The sequence below is a fragment of the Arthrobacter sp. 05L44 genome, assembly GCF_056397605.1.
In genome coordinates, this window is sequence record NZ_JBFTNS010000009.1 from 98,433 (window position 1) to 117,011 (window position 18,579).

Below are 18,579 nucleotides of genomic sequence, written 5' to 3' on the forward strand. Positions count from 1 at the left end.
GCTGCAAAAATGAACGTTCTCGTCGCGGGTTTCCGGAGCGTTGCTGATTATTTCAGTGGCGTCTTCGGAGCTGACGCCTACAAAAAGTACCTGGAGCACCACCAGGCATCCGGCCATGACGGCCCGCCCCTGGCCGAGCGGGCGTTCTGGCGGGACCGCACGGACCGGCAGGACAGCAACCCCCAGGGCCGCTGCTGTTGATCAGCCGCCGGCCGGAAGGCGCCGCCGGGAACTCCACGTTCCCGGCGGCGCCTTCCGCTGTTCCGGCGCCGGCGGCCACGGGAAGTCATGCACGCCCGCGCCCCGTTGCCGCGCGTGAGAGTATGAAGCCATGAGCGATCCGATCGACACTCACTCGGCCGATGAAACCGCGATGGAGGGCGTCACCTCGTCCGCTGCGGTCCAGGACGCAGCGCCGGCCGGGAGCGGGCAGGGCCGGCAGGACCCGCGCAGCCGGGCGAGCCATTTGCAGGACCTGGTGGATCAGCCTGCCAAGGTGATGCGGATCGGCACCATGATGAAACAGCTGCTGGACGAAGTGAAATCCGCACCGCTGGACGACGCCGCCCGGGTCCGCCTCGCGGAAATCCACGAACGCTCCATCAAGGAACTCGAAGACGGCCTGGCGCCGGAGCTGGTGCAGGAACTGGAACGGATCCATCTGCCGTTTCCCGCGGACGGAACCCCGTCCGACGCAGAGCTACGGATCGCCCAGGCCCAGCTGGTCGGCTGGCTCGAGGGCCTGTTCCATGGCATCCAGACGGCCATCGCGGCCCAGCACGCCGCCCGCGAGCACGCGGCGGCCCAGCTGCAGCTCCGCCAGCTGCCGCCGGGAACCATGATCGCTCCCGGAGTGATCATCGGGGAAAACGGCGAGCCACAGCGCGCCGCCGAGCCGCAGCCCGGGGCCGATCCCTCCCAGCCCGCCAAACCCGTAGACCCGGACCACGGTCCGGGCCAGTACCTCTAGGACACCGTTGGGATTCTTCAGCGCCGCACGGCAGGGCCGCAGGGACGACGCCGAACTCGGCAAGGGGCTGTGGCGCCGCGCCCACGACCGGTTTGTCCGAGGACTGGACCGCTACCACCAGGTCCTTGAGGGGGTCGAGGACGAGGCCCTCTACGCGGAGCTGGTGGAGATCGCCAACGAGCTCTCGGCTTTGGCCGTCCGGGTGCGGCAGATCTGCGTGGAAGCGCAGCGCCGGTCGCCAAGTGATGGCCTGGACATCCCCGGTGCCCTCGCCGGCGTCCACCGCTCACTGTCGACGGCGGGCAACTCGCTTGCCATGACGGCGGAAGCAGCCGCGATGCTTCGCCTCGCCGTCGGACCGGTGCCCGTGGGCGCGGCATCGGTCCGCCGTCGGGCGGAATCGGTGGTGGAACACATTGACGACGCCGAACGAAGGCTCGCGGAAGCGGGGGGAAACGGCTGACTCCCGGCGGCCGGCGGCGTTATTCCGCGTTAAGCGCCTAGCTTAGTAGTCCCGAATCACTGGTCTGACAGCCTGCAGGTTGGCAGGATGGTCCAATGACTTCTTCACCGGAACTGACATTCAATGACGGCAACACGATCCCGCAGCTGGGCTACGGGGTGTGGCAGGTTGAGGACGACGTCGCCGAAAAGGTGGTTGTCCAGGCGTTCGAGGCCGGTTTCCGGCACATCGACACCGCCAAGATCTACGGAAATGAAGACGGTGTGGGCCGCTCCATCAAGCGCTCGGGCCTCAAGCCGGAGGAAATGTTCATCACCACCAAGCTGTGGAACGCCGACCAGGGCTACGAGTCGACCCTCGCAGCGTTCGAAAAGTCCATGGAGCGCCTGGGCCTCGAAACCCTGGACCTGTACCTGATCCACTGGATGCAGCCCAAGCAGGACAAGTACGTGGACACCTGGAAGGCGCTCATTGAGCTCCAGAAGCAGGGACGGGTGAAGACCATCGGCGTCTCGAACTTCACCAAGGAAGGGCTGCAGCGCCTGATCGACGAGACCGGCGTTGTGCCGGCGATCAACCAGATCGAACTGCACCCGTTCTTCAACCAGGCCGAGCTGCGCGAATTCAACGCCTCCAAGGGCATCCTTACGCAGGCCTGGTCCCCGCTGGGCCAGGGCGGCGAGCTGCTGGAGAGCCCCGTCATCGCCCAGATCGCCGCCAAGCACAACGCCACGCCGGCTCAGGTGGTCATCGCCTGGCACCTCGCGATCGGCAACGTTGTGATCCCCAAGTCCGTGACCGAGTCGCGGATCCGCGAGAACTACGCCGCCCTGGACGTCACCCTCGACGAGACCGACGTGCAGGCCATCAACGGCCTGGACCGGACTGCCGAGGGCGCCGGACGCATTGGTCCGGACCCGGCGGTTTCCGACTTCGCCTAAGCACGTTCCTGCCCCGGCGCACACTTGCCGGGGCGACCGGAGGAGCGGTTCCCGACCTGTGGGTCGTGGACCGCTCTTTCGTTTGAGTGCGCCGGCCCGTGGCGGCCCGCCGGGTCCCGCTACCCGCCGGGTCCCGCACCGGGGCCGCAGGGTGCGATGTCCGCTGCGCCCCCTGCGGCGTCGGAGAGGGTCCGGATCCTGGCGATAAGTGCCCGCGTGGTGGCGTCCTTCTCCAGTTGGGCGTAGACCGGGGCCGCCGCGGCTTCGAAGGCCGCGACCTGCTTGTCCGTGGCCGTGACAACCGTGCCCCCGTGCTGGCAATAGGCGGCCGCCTCCTCCGCGGTGTGGATCATGGAGCCGGTTACGGCTGCCCGGGTTTTGGCTGTCGCCTCGAGCAGGATCCGCCGGTCGTCGGCGGCCAGCCGGGTATAGGTCTTGGAGTTGATCACCAGCGAGTTGACCTTCACGTACAACGGCAGGTTCCCGGCCGTGGTGCTGGGCCGCGGGAAAGCGGCAGCCCGCGTGAAGGAAGACTCGGCGGCCCGGACCGTGCCCTTGGCGAGGGCGTCAGTAAAGAGCTGCCCCGCCAGGGTTTCCGGAGTCGCGCCCAGCGCCTTCAAGGTTGCATAGCCGGTGCTGGAGCGCGGAGCACGGACAACTTTGCCGGCGAGCTGGGCTGGTGTGGCCACCGGAGCTCCGAAGGCAAAGAGCATCCTCGGGCCGTCGGGAAGCAGCGCGAGGCCGGTGAGTCCGACCGTTTTGAGCCCCGCCATCATGCTGCCTGCGATCTCAGGCTCAACCATCTTCGCCAATGCCTGGTCGGAGGCCTGCAGGAAGGGGGCAGACAGTGCCGCGAAGGACAGCACCCCCTCGGATTCCCACGTCCTGGTAGGAACGAGCGCCATGTCGAAGTCGCCGCCCTCGGTGGACTGGGCGACGGCCTGGTCCCAGGCGCCGGCTTCGTCGGCCGCTGCCTTCAGCACCAGCTCAATCCGGAGCCGCCCGCCGGAGACGTCCTTGACCTGGCGGGCGAATTCGTTGATCTGGGCTGCGGACCGCCCGTCGGGTCCGCCGGCGGTAGCGAGGGTCAGGACCGTCGCGTCGTCGGACGACTGCTGCCCTCCCTGGACGGTGTTGCTGGCAGGCGCGCACCCGGCCGCGGCGAAGAGGAGAGCGCCGGCCGCAGTCGCTGCAACCCAGCGGGCCCGTGCACTGCTGCGGTCTGGGGGCTTGCGGCGCCGCGGTGGCTGCATGGTGGCCTCTTTCGGGAAATGCCTTCATTCCGAAAGTACTCCTCCGGCCGCCGAGCCAAAAGGGCCGGTCCGCACCCTGCGGACACCGATGCCGGCCCCCACAAGAGGCCGCGCTGTCCGGCAGGGTGCCCCCTCCCGTAGCCGGGGGCCCGCAAGCCGGTCGCCGGCCTTAGGCGGCCGCCCGGCCCTCCATCGGACGGATGGCGTCAACGATCGCCCAGCCGTCCTCGCCGAGGAGGCGGCGGCTGGCGAACCGCTCGGCATCAGCGGCATCGTCGAAAGCTTCGGTACGGACCCGGCCGCAGTCCGTGTCCAGGTAGGTGACCTCCCAATACACGGCCGCTGACGTGGCGGCGGCACCTGGGGCTGCTGCAAATTCCTGATGCTGTTCCATGGCTTAAGTCTGCAACCGGGGTGTGACAGTCAAGGCTCACCCGCCCGGCGTGTTGCCGAGCCGCAGTACCCGTTCCCGCGCCAGATCCTCGCGACGGCGGTCCTTGTCCGCCGTGCGGGCCGCCAGTTGCGCGGCGGTGGTGGCTGTTTCAAGGCGTTTGCGTGCCAGCCGCAGCCCGTCTTCGGAGCGTGCCAGCTTTTCCTTGAGTTCCGCGGCTTCCTTGGCGAGGGCGGCTGCGGCGCCCGTCGCCTCGGCCAGTTCCGCGTCGGCCTGCTCCGCCTCAGCGGCGCTGGACAGCGCGGCTTCGGCGGCCAGCGCCAGGGCTGCCTCGGCCCGTTCCCGGACGGAGGGGGTGGGGGCGGGCCGTTCCGGGCGGACTGCGCGCAGCCGCGGCTGATCCGTGGCCGCTGGGTCAGGTGTCCGCGCGTCCGTCCGTCCGGCGGAAGCCGGCTGCGTGGGCACCGGCAGGTCCGGGAGGGCGACGGCGCCGTCGAGGTCAACGACGTCGACGCCGTCGGCCGACAGAGACCGGAGGAGCCGGCCGCTGCGGACCGCGGCAGCGGCACCTTCGTCGGCCGTGGCGGCCCGCAGGGTCTGCTCCACTTCGGCGGCGATGGCAGTGCTGATCGTCCGGCCCTGTTGCACCGTCACGGCCCGTGCTGCGTCGACGGCGGTTGCCAGGAGTTTGCGCCGCTCCCGGCCCAGGTTCCGCAATGCGGCCGCGTCAAGGGTGTCCTGCGCGCCGCGCATTTCCTGGCCCAGTTCGATCAGCGCCCGGACCGTGTCCGGGCGGTGCAGGGCGAGCATGTTCACGGCCCAGGCGCCGACGGAGGGCTTGGGCATGGCGCGTACTTGCGCCACGCGGGACTTCAGCCCGGGCGTCGCGGGCGCTGTTCCCAGCAGTTCTTTGGCCGCGTTATTGCGGGCCGCGACGAAGTCGTCAAATGGCAGCGCGTAGAGTCGCGCCGCGATCCCCGCGAGCTCACGGTTTGCCATGCAAGAATCATAGAAGCTCCGGCCTGCATGCCGGGGGCGCGCAGCGCACGTCCACCGTAGGAGATCCCACGTGATTGAAATTGCAGGCCTTCCGGCACACATCCTGCTGGTCCACGCCGTTGTGGTGTTGGGTCCGATGGCCGGCCTCGCTGCCATTGTGTACGCGGCCGCGCCGCGCTGGCGCCGGTACCTGGCCTGGCCCCTGGCTGTATTGTCCCTGCTGCTGGTTCCGGTGGCCCTTGTCACGGCGCAGGCGGGCGAGCAGCTGGAGAAGTCCCGGCCGGCCACGGCAGCGGTACTGGCCCACGCCCAGCAGGGCGACGCGCTGAAGATCATTTCGGTGGTGTTCTTTGTGGTGGTCGCGGCAATGATCGTGGTGACCTTCGAGCCAATCGGCCGGCGGTTCACCTTCCTCGGAAGCCTGCGCGCAAACCGGGTGGTGCGGATCATTCTGCTGGTCGCCGGCGCCGTGGCCGGCGCCGTCTACGTTTACCAGAGCATCGTCACCGGTCACTCCGGCGCCGCGTCCGTCTGGGGACGCTAACAACCGGGTCAACGGCACCGCCCGCCGCTGCGGCGGTGCCGGCCTCTCCCGTCCGGTGCAACCGCCGAACCGTCATGAGCAGCAGGCCCAACGCCGCCATCTGGAGGGCCGCGACGACGGCGATCAGGGCCGGCCACGCACCGTAGAGGGCTCCGTAAAGAGCGCCGCCGGCCAGCGCGCCCGCACCCTCGAAGGCGGCGAAGACCCCGTATGCGGACCCCTGCCTCGGCTCCGGCACAAGATCCGCCACTAGGGCCTTGACGGTTGAGTCCTGGACTCCTGTGGCGGCGCCCCACACCGCGACGCCGGCCAGCACCAGGGCGAGGACGTTGGAGAAGGCCAGCACGGGTATGGCGGCGATGAGTACCGGCAGGACCAGCAGCACCGACGGACCAAGCCGGTCGTAGACGCTGCCGCTCCCCAACGCCCCCAGCGCCGCCGCGCCCATGGCGGCGGCATAGAGCAACGGAACCACGGGGGTGGGAACAGCCACGTCAGCGCCGAGGTGGTAGGCGATGGCGCCGAAGGCCACCAGTCCGGCGCTCCAGAAGAAGGCGCACACCGCACAGAGCAGGAATACGCCGGAGAATAAGGCCGCGGGCCTGCCTGCCGGGAGCGGTGTTGTGCCGGCGCTGTCCGCCCCCGCAACCCTTCGGCGCAACCCCAGCAGCAGCACGACGGCGACGCCGGCGGGAACGGCCAGGACAGCGAAGGCTGCCGGAAGGACTCCGGTCGCGGCCAGCACCGCGGCGACGATGACGGGTCCGGCGACCGCTCCGGCGAGGTCCAGGGACTTGTGCACGGCGAAGCCCCGGCCGCGGCCCACCCCCTTGGCCGCGGCGGCCAGCAGCACCGTCTTGGCAGGGCTGCGCACGGCCTTGCCTACCCTGTCCCCGATGATCAGCACCGAGGCGAGGACCAGCCCCGCGGCACCCGCGGCCGGGGCAAGCGCCAGCAGCGGCACGCACACCGCCGTCGTGGCGTATCCGGCCAGCGTGAACGTCCAGTATTTGCGCGTCCGGTCCGCCCACGGCCCAAAGACCAGGCGCAGCCCCTGGGCCGCGGCCTCGGCTGCGCCGGTCACTACCCCCACCAGCAGCGCAGAGGCGCCAAGCTGGGCCAGAAGCGGCCCGGCGAGCGGGCGGGCGCCGTCGGAGACGAGGTCGGTCGCCAGGCTGACCAGCCCGAAGCCGACCACCGCGCTCCAGGGCCGGTTGCTGCCGGGAACCGGCGTCGGGGTCCGTCCCGACGGCGCTGCCGCCGGGCGTACCTCGCGCTCAGGCCGGTCCATTTCCCAAGATTCGCGGACCGGGCGCGGAATGACAAGCAGATCCGGCCCGGGAGCGGCCCCTGACCCTGCGCCCGGCGCGCTGCCAGGGAAATCAGTGCCGCCGCGGGCATGTGGGCGTCTAACCATGGTGTGAAGCCCCGGATTCCCTTACGCTGACACCGGAGTCGGGAACAACGGGGGAGAAGCTGCGGATGGATGGACCGGGGGAGCCGTCACAGAGTCCGCTGTGGCGGCCGGAGGAACACGCCAGCAAACCGGAGCGGCCCGGGGTTCCGCATTATCCTGGCTGGGGGACCGGTCAGGCCTACCCGTCACCGGCCGTGCGGAAACGGCCGCGCGGTGCGCTGATCGTCGGGACATTGTCGAGGGTCGCCGCCGTCGTGATCACGGGCGTACTTACGGCCGGCTTCAGCCTCTACCTGCACGGCGACCTGAAACCCTCGGCGATCCTGGGCGGCCCCGCCGCCAGCCCCGCCACCACCGCCGCCGCCGGTGAGTCCGGCGGCCTGATCTACCACACCGCGCCGGATCCCAACCGGAACCGGAGCCAGGCAGACGCAGGTATGCCCGATCCGTTCGCCACGTACCCGACGCCGGGCCGGGAGGAGCATGCCGTGCCCCTCGGCACGCCCGCACGGGTGACCGACTGGTCCACCGCCTACGCCTTTATGGACACCAGCAACGGCGGGCAGCCCGTGACCTACGACCCTTGCCGGCCGATCCACTACGTCACCCGCGCGGCCAACTCGCCCGCGGCCGGACCGAAGCTCATCGAAGAGGCCGTCGCGGCGGTCTCCCGGGCGACCGGGCTGATGTTCATCGACGACGGCGCCACCACAGAGGCGCCGTCGAAGGACCGGCAATCCTACCAGCCGGACCGGTACGGTGACCGGTGGGCGCCGGTGCTCATCGCGTGGGAAACCAGCGCGGAAGAACCCCGCTTCACCAACCCCGAGTACGGCGACACTGTCCTCGGCCTGGGCGGCAGCGATTCCGTCGGGTTGGGCAACCGGGACTACACGTACGTCAGCGGCCAGCTGACCCTGAACGGGCCCGGCCTGCAGACCATCATCGAACACGAAGGGCCGGCGCCCGCGCGGGGCACCATCGAACACGAACTCGCCCATGTGGTGGGACTGGACCATGTTCAGGACCCGACCCAGCTGATGAACCCGACCGATGCCGCCGGCCTGAGCACCTACCAGGCCGGCGACCTGACGGGACTGTCCATTCTTGGCCGCGGAGAGTGCCGGCCCGGGCTCTGACGGGCAGAGGCCTTGCCGTCACTTCAGGGCCGGGCCCCCGACCCCAGGTTCCATAAGTCCCGGCATCTTCCCAGCCGCGGTTTAGGCGGTGTTGGTCGACCCGTTGCTTTCCGTTAAGTCCGCATCCTGAGACTCGGGGGCGTGACTTCACCCTGCCAGGCCCACGAGGCCAATAATGCTCCCTTATCGCCCAGCCGCCGCGGATTCCTCGCTGCTGCACTGACCGGCGCAGCCATCACCTTGGCGCCCATGAGCTTCGCCGCCGCGGACACCGGCACCAGCAAAACCAAAACCCTCACCGGGCATCTGGACCCCGGAGCCGCCGACTTCGTGTACCTTCCGGTGCAGGTTCCCGCCGGTGTCAACAAGATCAGCGTCTCCTACACCTACAGCAAGCCCACGGTGCCCTCGGGGCTGCTGACCAACGCCTGCGACATCGGAGTATTCGATGAGAACGGCACCGCCATCGCCGGCAAGGGCTTCCGCGGCTGGTCCGGCGGCTTCCGCACCGAATTCTTCATCAGCGCCGCCGAAGCCACGCCCGGCTACCTGCCCGGCCCGATCGGCAAGGGGACTTGGAACATCGCCCTGGGCCCGTACCAGGTGGCCGAGCAGGGCATGGACTACACCGTCAACGTCACCCTCGACTACGGTCCCGACGGCGCCCCATTCCGTCCCCAGTACCCGCCGAAGCAGGTCGCGGGCCGCGGAGCTGCCTGGTACCGCGGGGACGCCCACCTGCACACCGTCTACTCCGACGGCAAGCGCACCCCGGCGGAAGTTGCGGCCGGTGCAAGGGCCGCGAAACTCGATTTCATGATCAGCACCGACCACAACACCCCCGCCTCGCACGGGGTGTGGGGGCCTCTCGCGGGCAACGGCCTGCTGATCCTCACGGGGGAGGAAGTCACCACCCGGAACGGGCACTACCTCGCCCTCGGTATCGAACCGGGGGATTGGATCGACTGGCGCTACCGGGCCCGCGACAAGGGATTCGAACAGGAAGCGCAGCACATCCATGCCTCGGGCGGCCTGGTAGTCCCGGCACACCCGTTCTGCCCGTACGTCGCCTGCCGCTGGAAGTTCGGGTACGACGACGCCGACGCCGTTGAGGTCTGGACCGGCCCCTGGACCGCGGATGACGAGTACGCGATCAACTCCTGGGACTCCATGCTCGCCCACTCTGCGCGTACCGGCGGACGCTGGCTGCCGGCCATGGGCAACAGTGACGCCCACAGTGCGCCGCAGGTCATCGGGTTGCCGCACAACGTGGTCAACGCCACGGCGCTCTCCCACGACGCGCTGCTGGATGGCATCCGCAACGGACGCAGCTGGATCGCCGAATCCGCCGACATCTCGCTGGATCTCAGCGTCACCTCGGGCAAACGGAAAGCCGGCGTGGGGGAGCGGCTGGACGTCGCCGCAGACGCGCCGGTGACGGTGCGCGTGGACATCACGGGTGTCCCGAACGGTGTGGTGCGGATTATCACTGATGAGGGGCAGACCCAGCAGGTCACGCTTCCGGCCTCCGGCCAGGGCTCCCACAGCTGGGTCACCACGGCGCAGCTCTCCTCCTATGTGCGGGTCGAGGTCCGCCACCCGATGGCCGACGGTACCCCCAGCAACGGCACAGCCATGGGAACGGCTCTGCTGCTCGGGCCGATGGCCGCTCTCACGAACCCGATCTTCCTCGGAGCCAAATAGCAGCCTCACCAACCACGGCCGGGACCGGCTCCGGGAAATGAACTGCTCCCCGATAGTTGAACTGAGAAATCAGCCCTTCTATCGGGGAGCAGTCTTTTGCCCTGAGCGACGAGCCCCAAAAGCAAAACCCCGCACATTCCTAGGAATGGCGGGGTTTTTTCGAGCTTCCTATCAGAATCGAACTGATGACCTTCTCATTACGAGTGAAACGTAGCGGAGAATCTGAGCAGTGACTCTGTTGCGAAAAGACTGTACTGACGCGCTTTTTGGGTCACTAGTCATCACTTCAGAATCGTGCTGATCACAGATAATTGTGTTCACGATGTGTTCACGTCGATGCGCCCGTAGGTGCAGTGCTCATGAGCCAAGGTCGTAGTCGTCCATTATTGCCCGAGTCTCTTGGACCGATTGCATAGATGGGTGCGGGATCGGTCGGCGGTGTGCTTGCGCGCATGTGTCCCGGACTCACAGGTCTCGATCTGCAGCGCGGTGGTTGCGTAGATTCCAGTGCATTCCGTGCGCACGCAAACGTGGAATGAATGGAATCAATGGGTGAAGCGTGGAATCAATGAGCGGTTTCGACGTCCACGGGTGAAGCATGAACGATGCGACCGCGATGTTTGCTCGACCCTAGGAATACGCCTTAGATTCCAAAAACCAACATAGGTTCCGCAACAACAACATAGATTCCATATTTTTGCATACGGGAATCATCGTGGAATCTACGTGGAATGTATGTGCCCGGCCGATCGGCTCGGCATGCGGTCGCGTGGGGCCAGCGGGTTCCTCGCCATCCCACATAGATTCCCGGCTGAGCGACACGCCGTCCAGTGCGCGACACACGGGGCGGTTAATTGTGGCTAAGTACTCCACAGGGTGTGGATTTCGTCCTCGAAAATGGCTGAAATCCGGACATTTCGAAGGCCCATGGCTGTGGATTAAACGTGCGTTAAATGACATACATGTAATACATCATCTTGGGGTCTACGCGGGACTCTTGCACTACATGTAGTCTCTGAGGGCAAGCAAGAGCCCCAGCTGCATCACGTAGCTGGAAAGCTAGGCAAGCGACTGGGGCCCTAGGTATCTTGGCAGATCACCTGAGCCTACATCGCGCGGACGGTCGGACTAAATGGTCCGGCGTGTCCAGCGTTGTTTCGCCTGCCGCGTTTGCAGATAAGGAATCCGACATGTCGGCAAATATCTACAAGCCCGGCCAGTCCGCGCCCGGTTCGGGTCAGTACGAGCAGGTTGGCCCCCGCGGGGGTTCGACCGGCCACGAAATCACTTCCGTCGTCGGGCGTCCCCTTCCTCCGACCAGCAAGCCCGGCCAGGGCTACGTGTTCGTTGACCCGAGCAAGAACAGCTCCGGTAAAGGGAAGTAGCTAGCAGGGTGGCCTCGATGTCGCGTCGGGGCCACCCTCAACTTCTCGTACCCCTGCGTAGGTAAAGGCTCTAAGACCTTCAAAAGGGCACCCTCAGGGCACTTTACGTACTATTTTTGATTTCCCCAGACCCGTACACAATGCGAGCACCCGAACGCTCCGGGTGGATTTAGCTGCCCAGGGGAGGGGGTGTCGACCCCATGTCGTCGCCGGGTCATGACACGCGGTCAGCAGCACGCGGCAGACGACGGTGGGCAGGGCGTGCATGAACACGCGTCGATGCAATCACGGGCGATCACAGATCACGTCAGAGCGATCATCGGGAGCGGTCGGACGGGTCATCGCGACGAAGTCGAGCGATTGAGCGGCGCGCAGTTGTCGTCGTCAGCACATCAATGCAATCGGTCATCAGTGAGCGCGTAAGCGAGTGGACAGGCGAAGTGACACATTCACGCACAGCGGCATCGTTGGATCGTCAGAGAGCGCATTGCGGACGCGTCAGAGACAGATCGGCGTGTGTTGATCGTAATCAACTTGGCGTATGATCTCCTTACCTCGGCTGGGGGAGGGTGGACTCGGCGTGAGGATCGACAGTGGAACCTACATTGTTTTGGGCGATAGTTGGTGCGTTGGCTGCTGTCATTATCATCCCCGTTACAATTTGGCTCTATTTTCGGAAGCCACCCCGCCGTGATGCCGAGGTTGGTGGACATAAGCGAACTCAAAAAGCGCCGGAGCGCATTCGAAACTTGATATGCCCAAATTGTGGGAAGCCCCTACTGGCCAAATTGCGTATCGGCGAGGCTGGGCTGATTGAGTGCCGGAAGTGCGGGCGGCCTATCACTCTGAACCTACTTCCAGACGGACGAATGGAAGTAGGCGACGAAAGCGGCCCCAGGTTGAGGTACAGAGCCCAAAATCGTTTTCTGTGGGCACTTTGGAACGTGACTGACATGGAGCGGGCCGCTGTTCAGGGTGGCAAGAGAATATGGGTGCCGGTACCGAAGAAGCCGTAGCACATAACCCACAACTCCATGCACGATTGCATAGTTGGATGCAGCCACCACTAACCCCCGGTGCGTGGCCGGGGGTGTGGGTTGCAGTTACGGGACGAGCGTCAGGCGGGCAACGCTTTCGTGGTCGAAGGCAAAGAAGCCTTCAAGGGTCGCATGCGGTGTAGAGATGAACGCGGAGCCATCGTCTTCGATCTCGAGGTCGGCATCGGGGCCGAATGATTCGCACACGAAGTCGGCGGCGGCGATCATCTGGTCGCGGGTCATGCTTTGGCAGCCTTTGCAGCTTCGGCGGCCTTTTCGCGGCGGCAGGCAGCCCGGGCCTTCTTGCCTTCAGCGCCTGACTTGGCGTGGGTGCAGTTGGTGTGCGCGGTCGGTGCCGGGGCCTTCTTGGTGATCTTCGCAGGTGCTTTTCGCGTGCCGTTCGCTTCGGCTTCAAGTTCGGCGATAGCGTCAGCGACTTCGTCGGCGGGTGCGTCAACGTCCTGGGCGATCGACTCAGCGGCGGCGGCTTCGTTGGCGAGTGCCTCGGACGGCACCTCCACCAGTTCGCCGGAGAGCTTCACGGGAGCGGTGGTCTTACGAGCGGCGGGCTTGCGTGCGGTCATGTTGATCAGTCCTTAGTTTGTCGTTTCGTCGTTCCTGGCGGATCGACGAGATGACACTAAGAGACTTCGCTCAGCAGTCCCAAGGACAACTAGGCTTCGCTTCCCGCCTTCTTGATCAGGTACCCGACCATCGACGAGCAAGTGACGAGGAAGTAGGTCGCCAGCGCTTCGTCTACATCGCCGTGTTCGATGCTCCCGTGACGAATTCCCCCCTCGGCGCTGGTGTATCCATAGAGCTTCAACCAGCCATCCACCAGAGCCCTTTGGGTTGGGACACCTTTGGCTTCCAACTTTTTGAGGGCGTCTCCTAGTGTCTTCTCCTGGGTCAGGTGACGGGCAACTGCCTCGACTGCGCTAATCGACTCCTTGACTACGTTGGGGTAGTGAGGATCTTTCCGATTGGAAAGAAGTGAAAGCGCATTGAGCAGATGCTTTCGCGCACCCCCATATGGCTGCAACACGTCCAACGCAGTCTCGATCGCTTCAATCTCGGCAGTTTCGGTCACTTGGATGATTTCACCGTTGACCACGCGGTAGCCCACGAGGAACTTTGTGAAGACGTTGTTCAGGTATTCGGGCACCGGGCTGCCCACCGCGTCGATGCAGGCTTCAAGGAGGTCGAACGCTTCGGCGACTGAGCCCTTGACTACCTTATTCTTGACCGTCGCCATGAAGCTTTTCCCGGAGGTGCCCTGTAGGTATTCGAGGGATTCGCTCCACTCAATCCAAAGGCCCACCGCGAACGCATCGCTCATTTCGACGCTTCCAAAATGGTCGTATGACTTCAACTTCATGATGTAGACAAGATTCCAGAGTTGGACACGCGTCTCGTCGTCCAGGTCGTGGATTTGGACGGTGGTCCTTGGCTCGATGTATCCGTTGCGAACGGAGAAGCGGGGCATCAGTCTCTCCCTCCGAACGGAGCGTAGCCGCTTGGGTCTGCAGCGATCTTCGCGTTTAGCTCGTACAACCTTTCCACTATCTCGGCGCGGTCCTCCAGTACGGACGGCGGCCAGCCGTACGACTTGCAGACTGCCTCGTCGAGGCGCTTATGCGCTGCACGAAGCTCGGTGAAAGCCCCCTCGTCCGTGGCGTTGTACACGGCGGTAAGCCCAGCCTGTTTCTTCCCCTGTGAGACGAGCTTGCTACACGCCTTGGCGCGTTCTTCGACAATGTCGCGGGCAGCTTGTTCGACCTTGTCGTGCTGCGGATCTTCTGGTGACGGAAACGGGAACGTCCACAGGGCAGTCTTCGGCGTGTAACGGAGGTCGGATTTCATAGTGGAGCACTGTTCCCAGGCCCAAGCTGTGTGAATTTTCGAAGAAAGGACTCCGAAACTCCAATCGTCTTGTCTGGCGATGACGGTCAACGCGTCTCCGGAACACCAGTCAGACTCGGCCCAAGTGAAAAGTGGGCGCTTGCCGACTCTCCCCACCGCGAAATACCTGTCGAGCTTTTCGATTGCGTGACGCATGCCGAGGCTTACCTCACCGAATCTCCACCATCGATCGCGGCGGGCAGGGCGATTGTTCTGGTCGCGGAATGGCTTGACTCGCTCCCGAACGATGTCTAGGGCAGCGGGATAGGCCATGGCGTCGTCGAGTTCCATGATCCCGAAATCGATGATCCACCTCGTCGGCTCCTGTGTCGGCTCAGTCGCGATGTCTTTGCTGATGAAGTAGCGTTTCACCACCTGCTCATAGGGCGCGTCAGATCGGGACAGGAGCGACCGCGCTTCGCCGTCTTCCAATACAAAACCGCCTCCAGAGGGCTTGTTTCCTTCAAACCCGATTCCTTGGTTAGCAGCCAACGGAACTGCGGCCCGGGCGCTCGCCCCTTCCTTCAGATAGTTGGTAATGCCTGCCACCGGAACTTTGTCGAGAAGAGCTCCGGCCGGCGGCCGGTCGGGGGACTTTACCCAGTTGACAATCGAAACATGCACGTTAGCTTCGCCCGGCCAAACCTGGGTTGTGACGGCATCAGTAATTACAGCGCCATTGGCCATGATGTAGTCGAGAGCCGCTACGCGGGATTTGTTTTGTCGGATTGAGTTAGTCGCAACCAACCCGGCCCTCTGGCCGTCCCTCATGTGGTCCTGCGCTTTGCGGAACCAGTAGGCACAGAGATCGACGATTCCCGCATGGAACTCTGATTCAAGGAATTCGAGGTAATCCGCACCGTTGGACTCACGGATACGTGAGTAGCCAATAAACGGCGGGTTGCCGATGATTGCATCAACCTCGGGCCAGTCCGCCTTGAGAGCGTCTGCCTCGATGATTGTGTCGAGGTTATGCAGCGGCAGCGGGTCGTCACCCTGGACGTTCATCTCTCTGGCCATCTGTGCGTGGCCCATCCAGATCGTGAGTCGGGCGATTTGAACGGCGAAGGGTTCAATCTCGATGCCGTACAGGTTCTCAATCGGGTAGAACTCAAGGTGCATCGAGACGGGTTTGCCCTTGGCATGTTTGAGGTCGTCGATCCGATCTTTGAGGTAGTGCTCAAGCCGGCGGATTTCTCGGTACGCCACATAGAGGAAGTTGCCCGAACCACACGCGGGGTCGAGAACCTTGAACTGGCACAACTCCTTGAGGAGTGCTTCGAGCTTCTTGTAGTCCTCGGTGCCGTCGATCCGCTCACGCCAAGGCTTCAATATCGTCGGCTCCACGATCTGCATGATGTCTTGCTCATGGGTGTAATGCGCTCCGAACTGACGGCGACGCTCACCCAGACACCCCTCAAAAAGCGATCCGAAGATCGTGGGGTTGACGTAGCGCCAGTCGTATTTCGACGCCTGCACCAGCAGGTCGAGGTCGAAGCTGTTCAGCGGTATGTAGGGGACCGATTCAAGCAGACCACCGTTGACATAGGGGAGTCCGTCAAGCACCCCTTCACTGCGATCGATTGCATTACGGGAGTTCATTGCAGCGAGGAATGACTGGACCTCGCGCCCGGGAATCCGCTGCTTGGCTCCGCGTGCATCCAGTGAGAGATCCCGCAACAGGTTGGCGAATCGGTTAGAGGGGATGAGGCCCAGGTCCTCCGCAAACAGCGTCCATGTGGTCTGGATGATGAAGCGGCGAAGGTCATCGTCCTTCAGTCCATATTCTTCGCGGTCGTGGAAGCGCTCGTACAAGCGGTTGAACAGGCCAATCATGTCGGCGCTGGCACCGACGGTGATCTTCTGGCCGGGTCCGCCGTATGTCGGAACTTTGCCGCGGCCCATCAGGAAGGCTAGCGAGTCAACGAAGTCCGGCAGCTGCTCCAAGCTGAACACGTCCCTGGGCGCGTTGGGAAACCTGCCCGGCTCCCATACCTCGAAACGGTCAAATGAACAGAGGACAGTGAACGGGGGAGCCGGAACGTCGTCGGTGGCGCAATACTTCCAGTACCGGAGCATCTGCGGCCTGTGTTCGGCCAGTCGCACCGATTCTTTCGGACCCTTCATTTCAACGAGGACAACGCCGGGCCAGTAGAAGTCAATGAAGCCGTGTCGCTGGCCCTCGTCCAAAGGAAGATGCGACTCGTGACTGGCGTCGAGAGTCCTGGGGTCTTCAACGCCCGTGTAAGCCTGCACAAGCTGGTTGACGAATGTCTGCGCTCCAGCACGCTCCGTCCCTGAGTAACCGGACCAACTGGTCACGAAAGCTTTAAGAGACTCGACAATTTCGGTGCGCGTGCGGTGCATCAGTTCCCCATCTATGTTGCAAGTACAACTGATTCAACCACGGGGGACTGACAGTCCTGGGCAGGCGGTACTACTTGGCCAAGTTGAACGTCAGCGTCTTGTCCCAGGCGGACTCGTCGACCTTGGCGGTCGTCGGCGTCACGTTCTTGGGCACATCGAAGAAGATGTTTCCGGAGGCGACCAGTCCGGGGTTTATATCGTCAAGGAAGCCGGAGGTGTCGTCCCCTTCGCTGGCCTTGATGTTGACCCAACTGTCGGTGCTGTACTCGGTGTCATCTTTGACGAGAGTGAAGTCGTCGAAGTCCAAGCGCTCGGTCTTTTTGGAGATGTTCTGTGCCTTCACGGACACTCGGCAAAAGTGGCCCTTGGCATTTTCGCGCAGTATCTCGCCTTTGCCGATCGTGGGGATGCCGCACTTGTAACCCGTGATTGTGTACTCAAACCGTTCGGATTTTGCTGGTTTGCCGATTGGGACAGTGGCGTCAGCGGTTGAATCTGCGACAGCCTGGGGTGTGGAGCTGTCCGATGATGGAGTGCTCCGGCTGGTGCTGCCGAGGTATGCGACGGCGCAAAGGACGATGACGGCGATGAATATGCCCTTCATACTGACCCTGCGCTTCGGCTGTGCTTCAAAATCCATCGTTGTCCCCCGCGTGTTGTCCTTATGCGTTCCGCGATCCTATCCGCGCGGTTCAGCGCTTGCAGACAGCACGCCGACTTCGCTCAGTCTTTTCATGAGCCTGTGCCGTCGCTCGGATCGGCGGGCGAGAATGAGTCTTTGCATGGCGCGGTCACCCTTCGCGGTCGCCAACTGCTCGACCGTGAAACCGGGGTCTTGGTCGAGGTAGTCGAGTTCCGGCGGGAAATCCCAGGGACGGTCGTCGCTGGGCGGAGTCTTGCGGGGTTTGGGTGGTTGGGCCGCCCGTCGTGCGTGGGATCGAGCTCTTTTGGCGGCGTTGTGACATTCGCGCCGGGCGCATGTCACGGAGCGATTCTCGGGCATGGCTTCCCCGCAGAACTGGCACCTGCCGTCGTTACGCCCATCCAATGCGATCGTTCCCATGTAGCGACATTAGGAAAGAATCGAGGGTGCAACCGTTCGAGAGACGTGGTCGCTTAGGCGCGTCTGTGAGCGTCCAATAATCGGTCGATGATCAATCACACGCGGGCGCACGTGCTGGCGTCTGCTGGACGCTCCATAGGATCTGTGTGCGCGTTTGCGGGCGTGATGATCGATTGCAGTGGGTGGCTATCCACCACGAAACCCCGTACCGGGTGAGAGGTACGGGATATCGCGGGTTATAGACGGTTACAGTCCCATGGCGAAGGCGGCTGAATCGCCCCATGAGACGCGCTTCACCCGGCGCACCTCGGGTTTGTCATCATCATCCTTAGGGGCGTTGGTGTAGGCAACCAGCGGCGCTACGCCGACGACTTCGAAGTACCTGTCCCTTGCTGCTTCTTGGGTGCGGAACTTCTTGTAGTCGGTCTCCGCGACGGCAGTGTGGGCAGCCTCGAAGGCTTCGAGGACTTGAGCCGGGGTCGGGACCCACGGTTCAGCTTTGGTTGCCAGCCAGACGAGGTAATCCCAGCGGTCAATCGGGTTGCCGTTCGTGTCCTTCTGCGGAGTGGCGGACGTGCTGTGCTTGAACGGTGCAGTTCCGCCCTTGCCGAGCCAGTCGTTGAAGTTCCGCACGCCTTCGAGCCGGTCGTTTGCAGGACGGTCCGAGGCTGCGTCCTGACGCTTGCTGAGCCAATAGTCCGCCAGCTCCAGTGAGTTGCGGATGTGGCCAACGGCAGCGATCTTGAATGCATCGCCGTCGCCGAGCCCCGGGGTTGTGAGGCTGCGCTGAGCGTCGCGGATTTCCGAGTAGCGGGAGACGAGGTCGCCCCGCTCCCGCCACGCGGCGTGTACCTCAGGACCGGCGTCGAGGACCTGTTCTGCGCTGCGGATGTTTCCGAGCGTTTTGCTTACGGATCGTACCTGTTCCATGAGCGAAGTAAGTTCCGTTCCGAGGTAGGCCAGGGCTTCACCCGAGTGGTCGCAAATGATCTCCATCCTGCGAC

The 18,579-nt window shown here is 64.3% G+C and carries 18 protein-coding genes; 8 read left to right on the forward strand and 10 right to left on the reverse strand.

Translation table 11 applies throughout. The features are described from left to right. The first annotated feature begins 9 nt into the window (after positions 1–9). The 4 genes from AC1DHY_RS14670 (at position 10) to AC1DHY_RS14685 (ending at position 2,374) form a co-directional block, all read left to right on the forward strand. Positions 10–201: a YbdD/YjiX family protein gene (locus tag AC1DHY_RS14670; protein ID WP_476880314.1), complete on the forward strand. Its 192-nt coding sequence runs from the start codon at positions 10–12 to the stop codon at positions 199–201. Between the two features lie 130 nt (positions 202–331). Continuing rightward, positions 332–970, forward strand: coding sequence for a bacterial proteasome activator family protein (locus AC1DHY_RS14675; protein ID WP_476880667.1), 639 nt, complete (start codon positions 332–334; stop codon positions 968–970). A gap of 7 nt (positions 971–977) precedes the next feature. Then, the gene (locus AC1DHY_RS14680) at positions 978–1,433 is read left to right on the forward strand and encodes a hypothetical protein (RefSeq protein WP_476880666.1); all 456 of its coding nucleotides are present in this window, start codon (positions 978–980) and stop codon (positions 1,431–1,433) included. Positions 1,434–1,528: 95 nt separating this feature from the next. Next, positions 1,529–2,374 (forward strand): aldo/keto reductase, encoded by an 846-nt coding sequence (locus AC1DHY_RS14685; RefSeq protein WP_476903826.1) that lies wholly within the window; start codon positions 1,529–1,531, stop codon positions 2,372–2,374. Between the two features lie 119 nt (positions 2,375–2,493). Here the strand turns inward: AC1DHY_RS14685 and AC1DHY_RS14690 are convergent, their stop codons facing one another. From AC1DHY_RS14690 to AC1DHY_RS14700, 3 genes are all read right to left on the reverse strand, one after another. Next, positions 2,494–3,627, reverse strand: a complete 1,134-nt coding sequence (locus tag AC1DHY_RS14690; protein ID WP_476903827.1) for a TRAP transporter substrate-binding protein — start codon at positions 3,625–3,627, stop codon at positions 2,494–2,496. A gap of 169 nt (positions 3,628–3,796) precedes the next feature. Beyond that, positions 3,797–4,021, reverse strand: a complete 225-nt coding sequence (locus tag AC1DHY_RS14695; protein WP_476879770.1) for a hypothetical protein — start codon at positions 4,019–4,021, stop codon at positions 3,797–3,799. Between the two features lie 36 nt (positions 4,022–4,057). Next, entirely contained in the window at positions 4,058–5,017 is a 960-nt protein-coding gene (locus tag AC1DHY_RS14700) for a hypothetical protein (RefSeq protein ID WP_476903828.1), read from the reverse strand. 70 nt (positions 5,018–5,087) lie between these two features. Between AC1DHY_RS14700 and AC1DHY_RS14705 the strand changes: the two genes are divergently transcribed. Then, entirely contained in the window at positions 5,088–5,561 is a 474-nt protein-coding gene (locus AC1DHY_RS14705) for a DUF2231 domain-containing protein (protein WP_476879772.1), read from the forward strand. Here the strand turns inward: AC1DHY_RS14705 and AC1DHY_RS14710 are convergent. Next, on the reverse strand, positions 5,521–6,852 hold the full coding sequence (locus AC1DHY_RS14710) for an MFS transporter (protein WP_476879773.1): 1,332 nt from the start codon (positions 6,850–6,852) through the stop codon (positions 5,521–5,523). The two genes, AC1DHY_RS14705 and AC1DHY_RS14710, sit on opposite strands and share 41 nt — an antisense overlap. Before the next feature lie 320 nt (positions 6,853–7,172). Here AC1DHY_RS14710 and AC1DHY_RS14715 point away from each other — a divergent pair, with 320 nt between their 5' ends. The 3 genes from AC1DHY_RS14715 (at position 7,173) to AC1DHY_RS14725 (ending at position 11,206) form a co-directional block, all read left to right on the forward strand. Then, positions 7,173–8,117: a peptidase gene (locus AC1DHY_RS14715; protein ID WP_476879774.1), complete on the forward strand. Its 945-nt coding sequence runs from the start codon at positions 7,173–7,175 to the stop codon at positions 8,115–8,117. Between the two features lie 141 nt (positions 8,118–8,258). Beyond that, entirely contained in the window at positions 8,259–9,821 is a 1,563-nt protein-coding gene (locus AC1DHY_RS14720) for a CehA/McbA family metallohydrolase (RefSeq protein ID WP_476879775.1), read from the forward strand. A 1,190-nt stretch (positions 9,822–11,011) separates the two neighbouring features. After that, positions 11,012–11,206, forward strand: coding sequence for a hypothetical protein (locus AC1DHY_RS14725; RefSeq protein WP_476903829.1), 195 nt, complete (start codon positions 11,012–11,014; stop codon positions 11,204–11,206). A gap of 1,103 nt (positions 11,207–12,309) precedes the next feature. On the opposite strand, the gene AC1DHY_RS14730 is transcribed toward AC1DHY_RS14725, so the two are convergent. The 6 genes from AC1DHY_RS14730 to AC1DHY_RS14755 all read right to left on the reverse strand — a co-directional run bounded on the left by AC1DHY_RS14730 (position 12,310) and on the right by AC1DHY_RS14755 (position 18,571). Next, on the reverse strand, positions 12,310–12,486 hold the full coding sequence (locus AC1DHY_RS14730; protein WP_476903830.1) for a hypothetical protein: 177 nt from the start codon (positions 12,484–12,486) through the stop codon (positions 12,310–12,312). Next, on the reverse strand, positions 12,483–12,827 hold the full coding sequence (locus tag AC1DHY_RS14735; protein WP_476903831.1) for a hypothetical protein: 345 nt from the start codon (positions 12,825–12,827) through the stop codon (positions 12,483–12,485). The genes AC1DHY_RS14730 and AC1DHY_RS14735 overlap by 4 nt, the downstream gene beginning before the upstream one ends. 89 nt (positions 12,828–12,916) lie before the next feature. Further along, positions 12,917–13,729, reverse strand: a complete 813-nt coding sequence (locus AC1DHY_RS14740; protein WP_476903832.1) for an AbiJ-NTD4 domain-containing protein — start codon at positions 13,727–13,729, stop codon at positions 12,917–12,919. Further along, positions 13,729–16,512, reverse strand: coding sequence for a DNA methyltransferase (locus tag AC1DHY_RS14745; RefSeq protein WP_476903833.1), 2,784 nt, complete (start codon positions 16,510–16,512; stop codon positions 13,729–13,731). The genes AC1DHY_RS14740 and AC1DHY_RS14745 overlap by 1 nt, the downstream gene beginning before the upstream one ends. Positions 16,513–16,582: 70 nt before the next feature. Then, the gene (locus tag AC1DHY_RS14750) at positions 16,583–17,116 is read right to left on the reverse strand and encodes a DUF4352 domain-containing protein (protein ID WP_476880524.1); all 534 of its coding nucleotides are present in this window, start codon (positions 17,114–17,116) and stop codon (positions 16,583–16,585) included. 705 nt (positions 17,117–17,821) lie between these two features. Beyond that, on the reverse strand, positions 17,822–18,571 hold the full coding sequence (locus AC1DHY_RS14755; protein ID WP_476903834.1) for a hypothetical protein: 750 nt from the start codon (positions 18,569–18,571) through the stop codon (positions 17,822–17,824). Positions 18,572–18,579 lie beyond the last annotated feature (8 nt).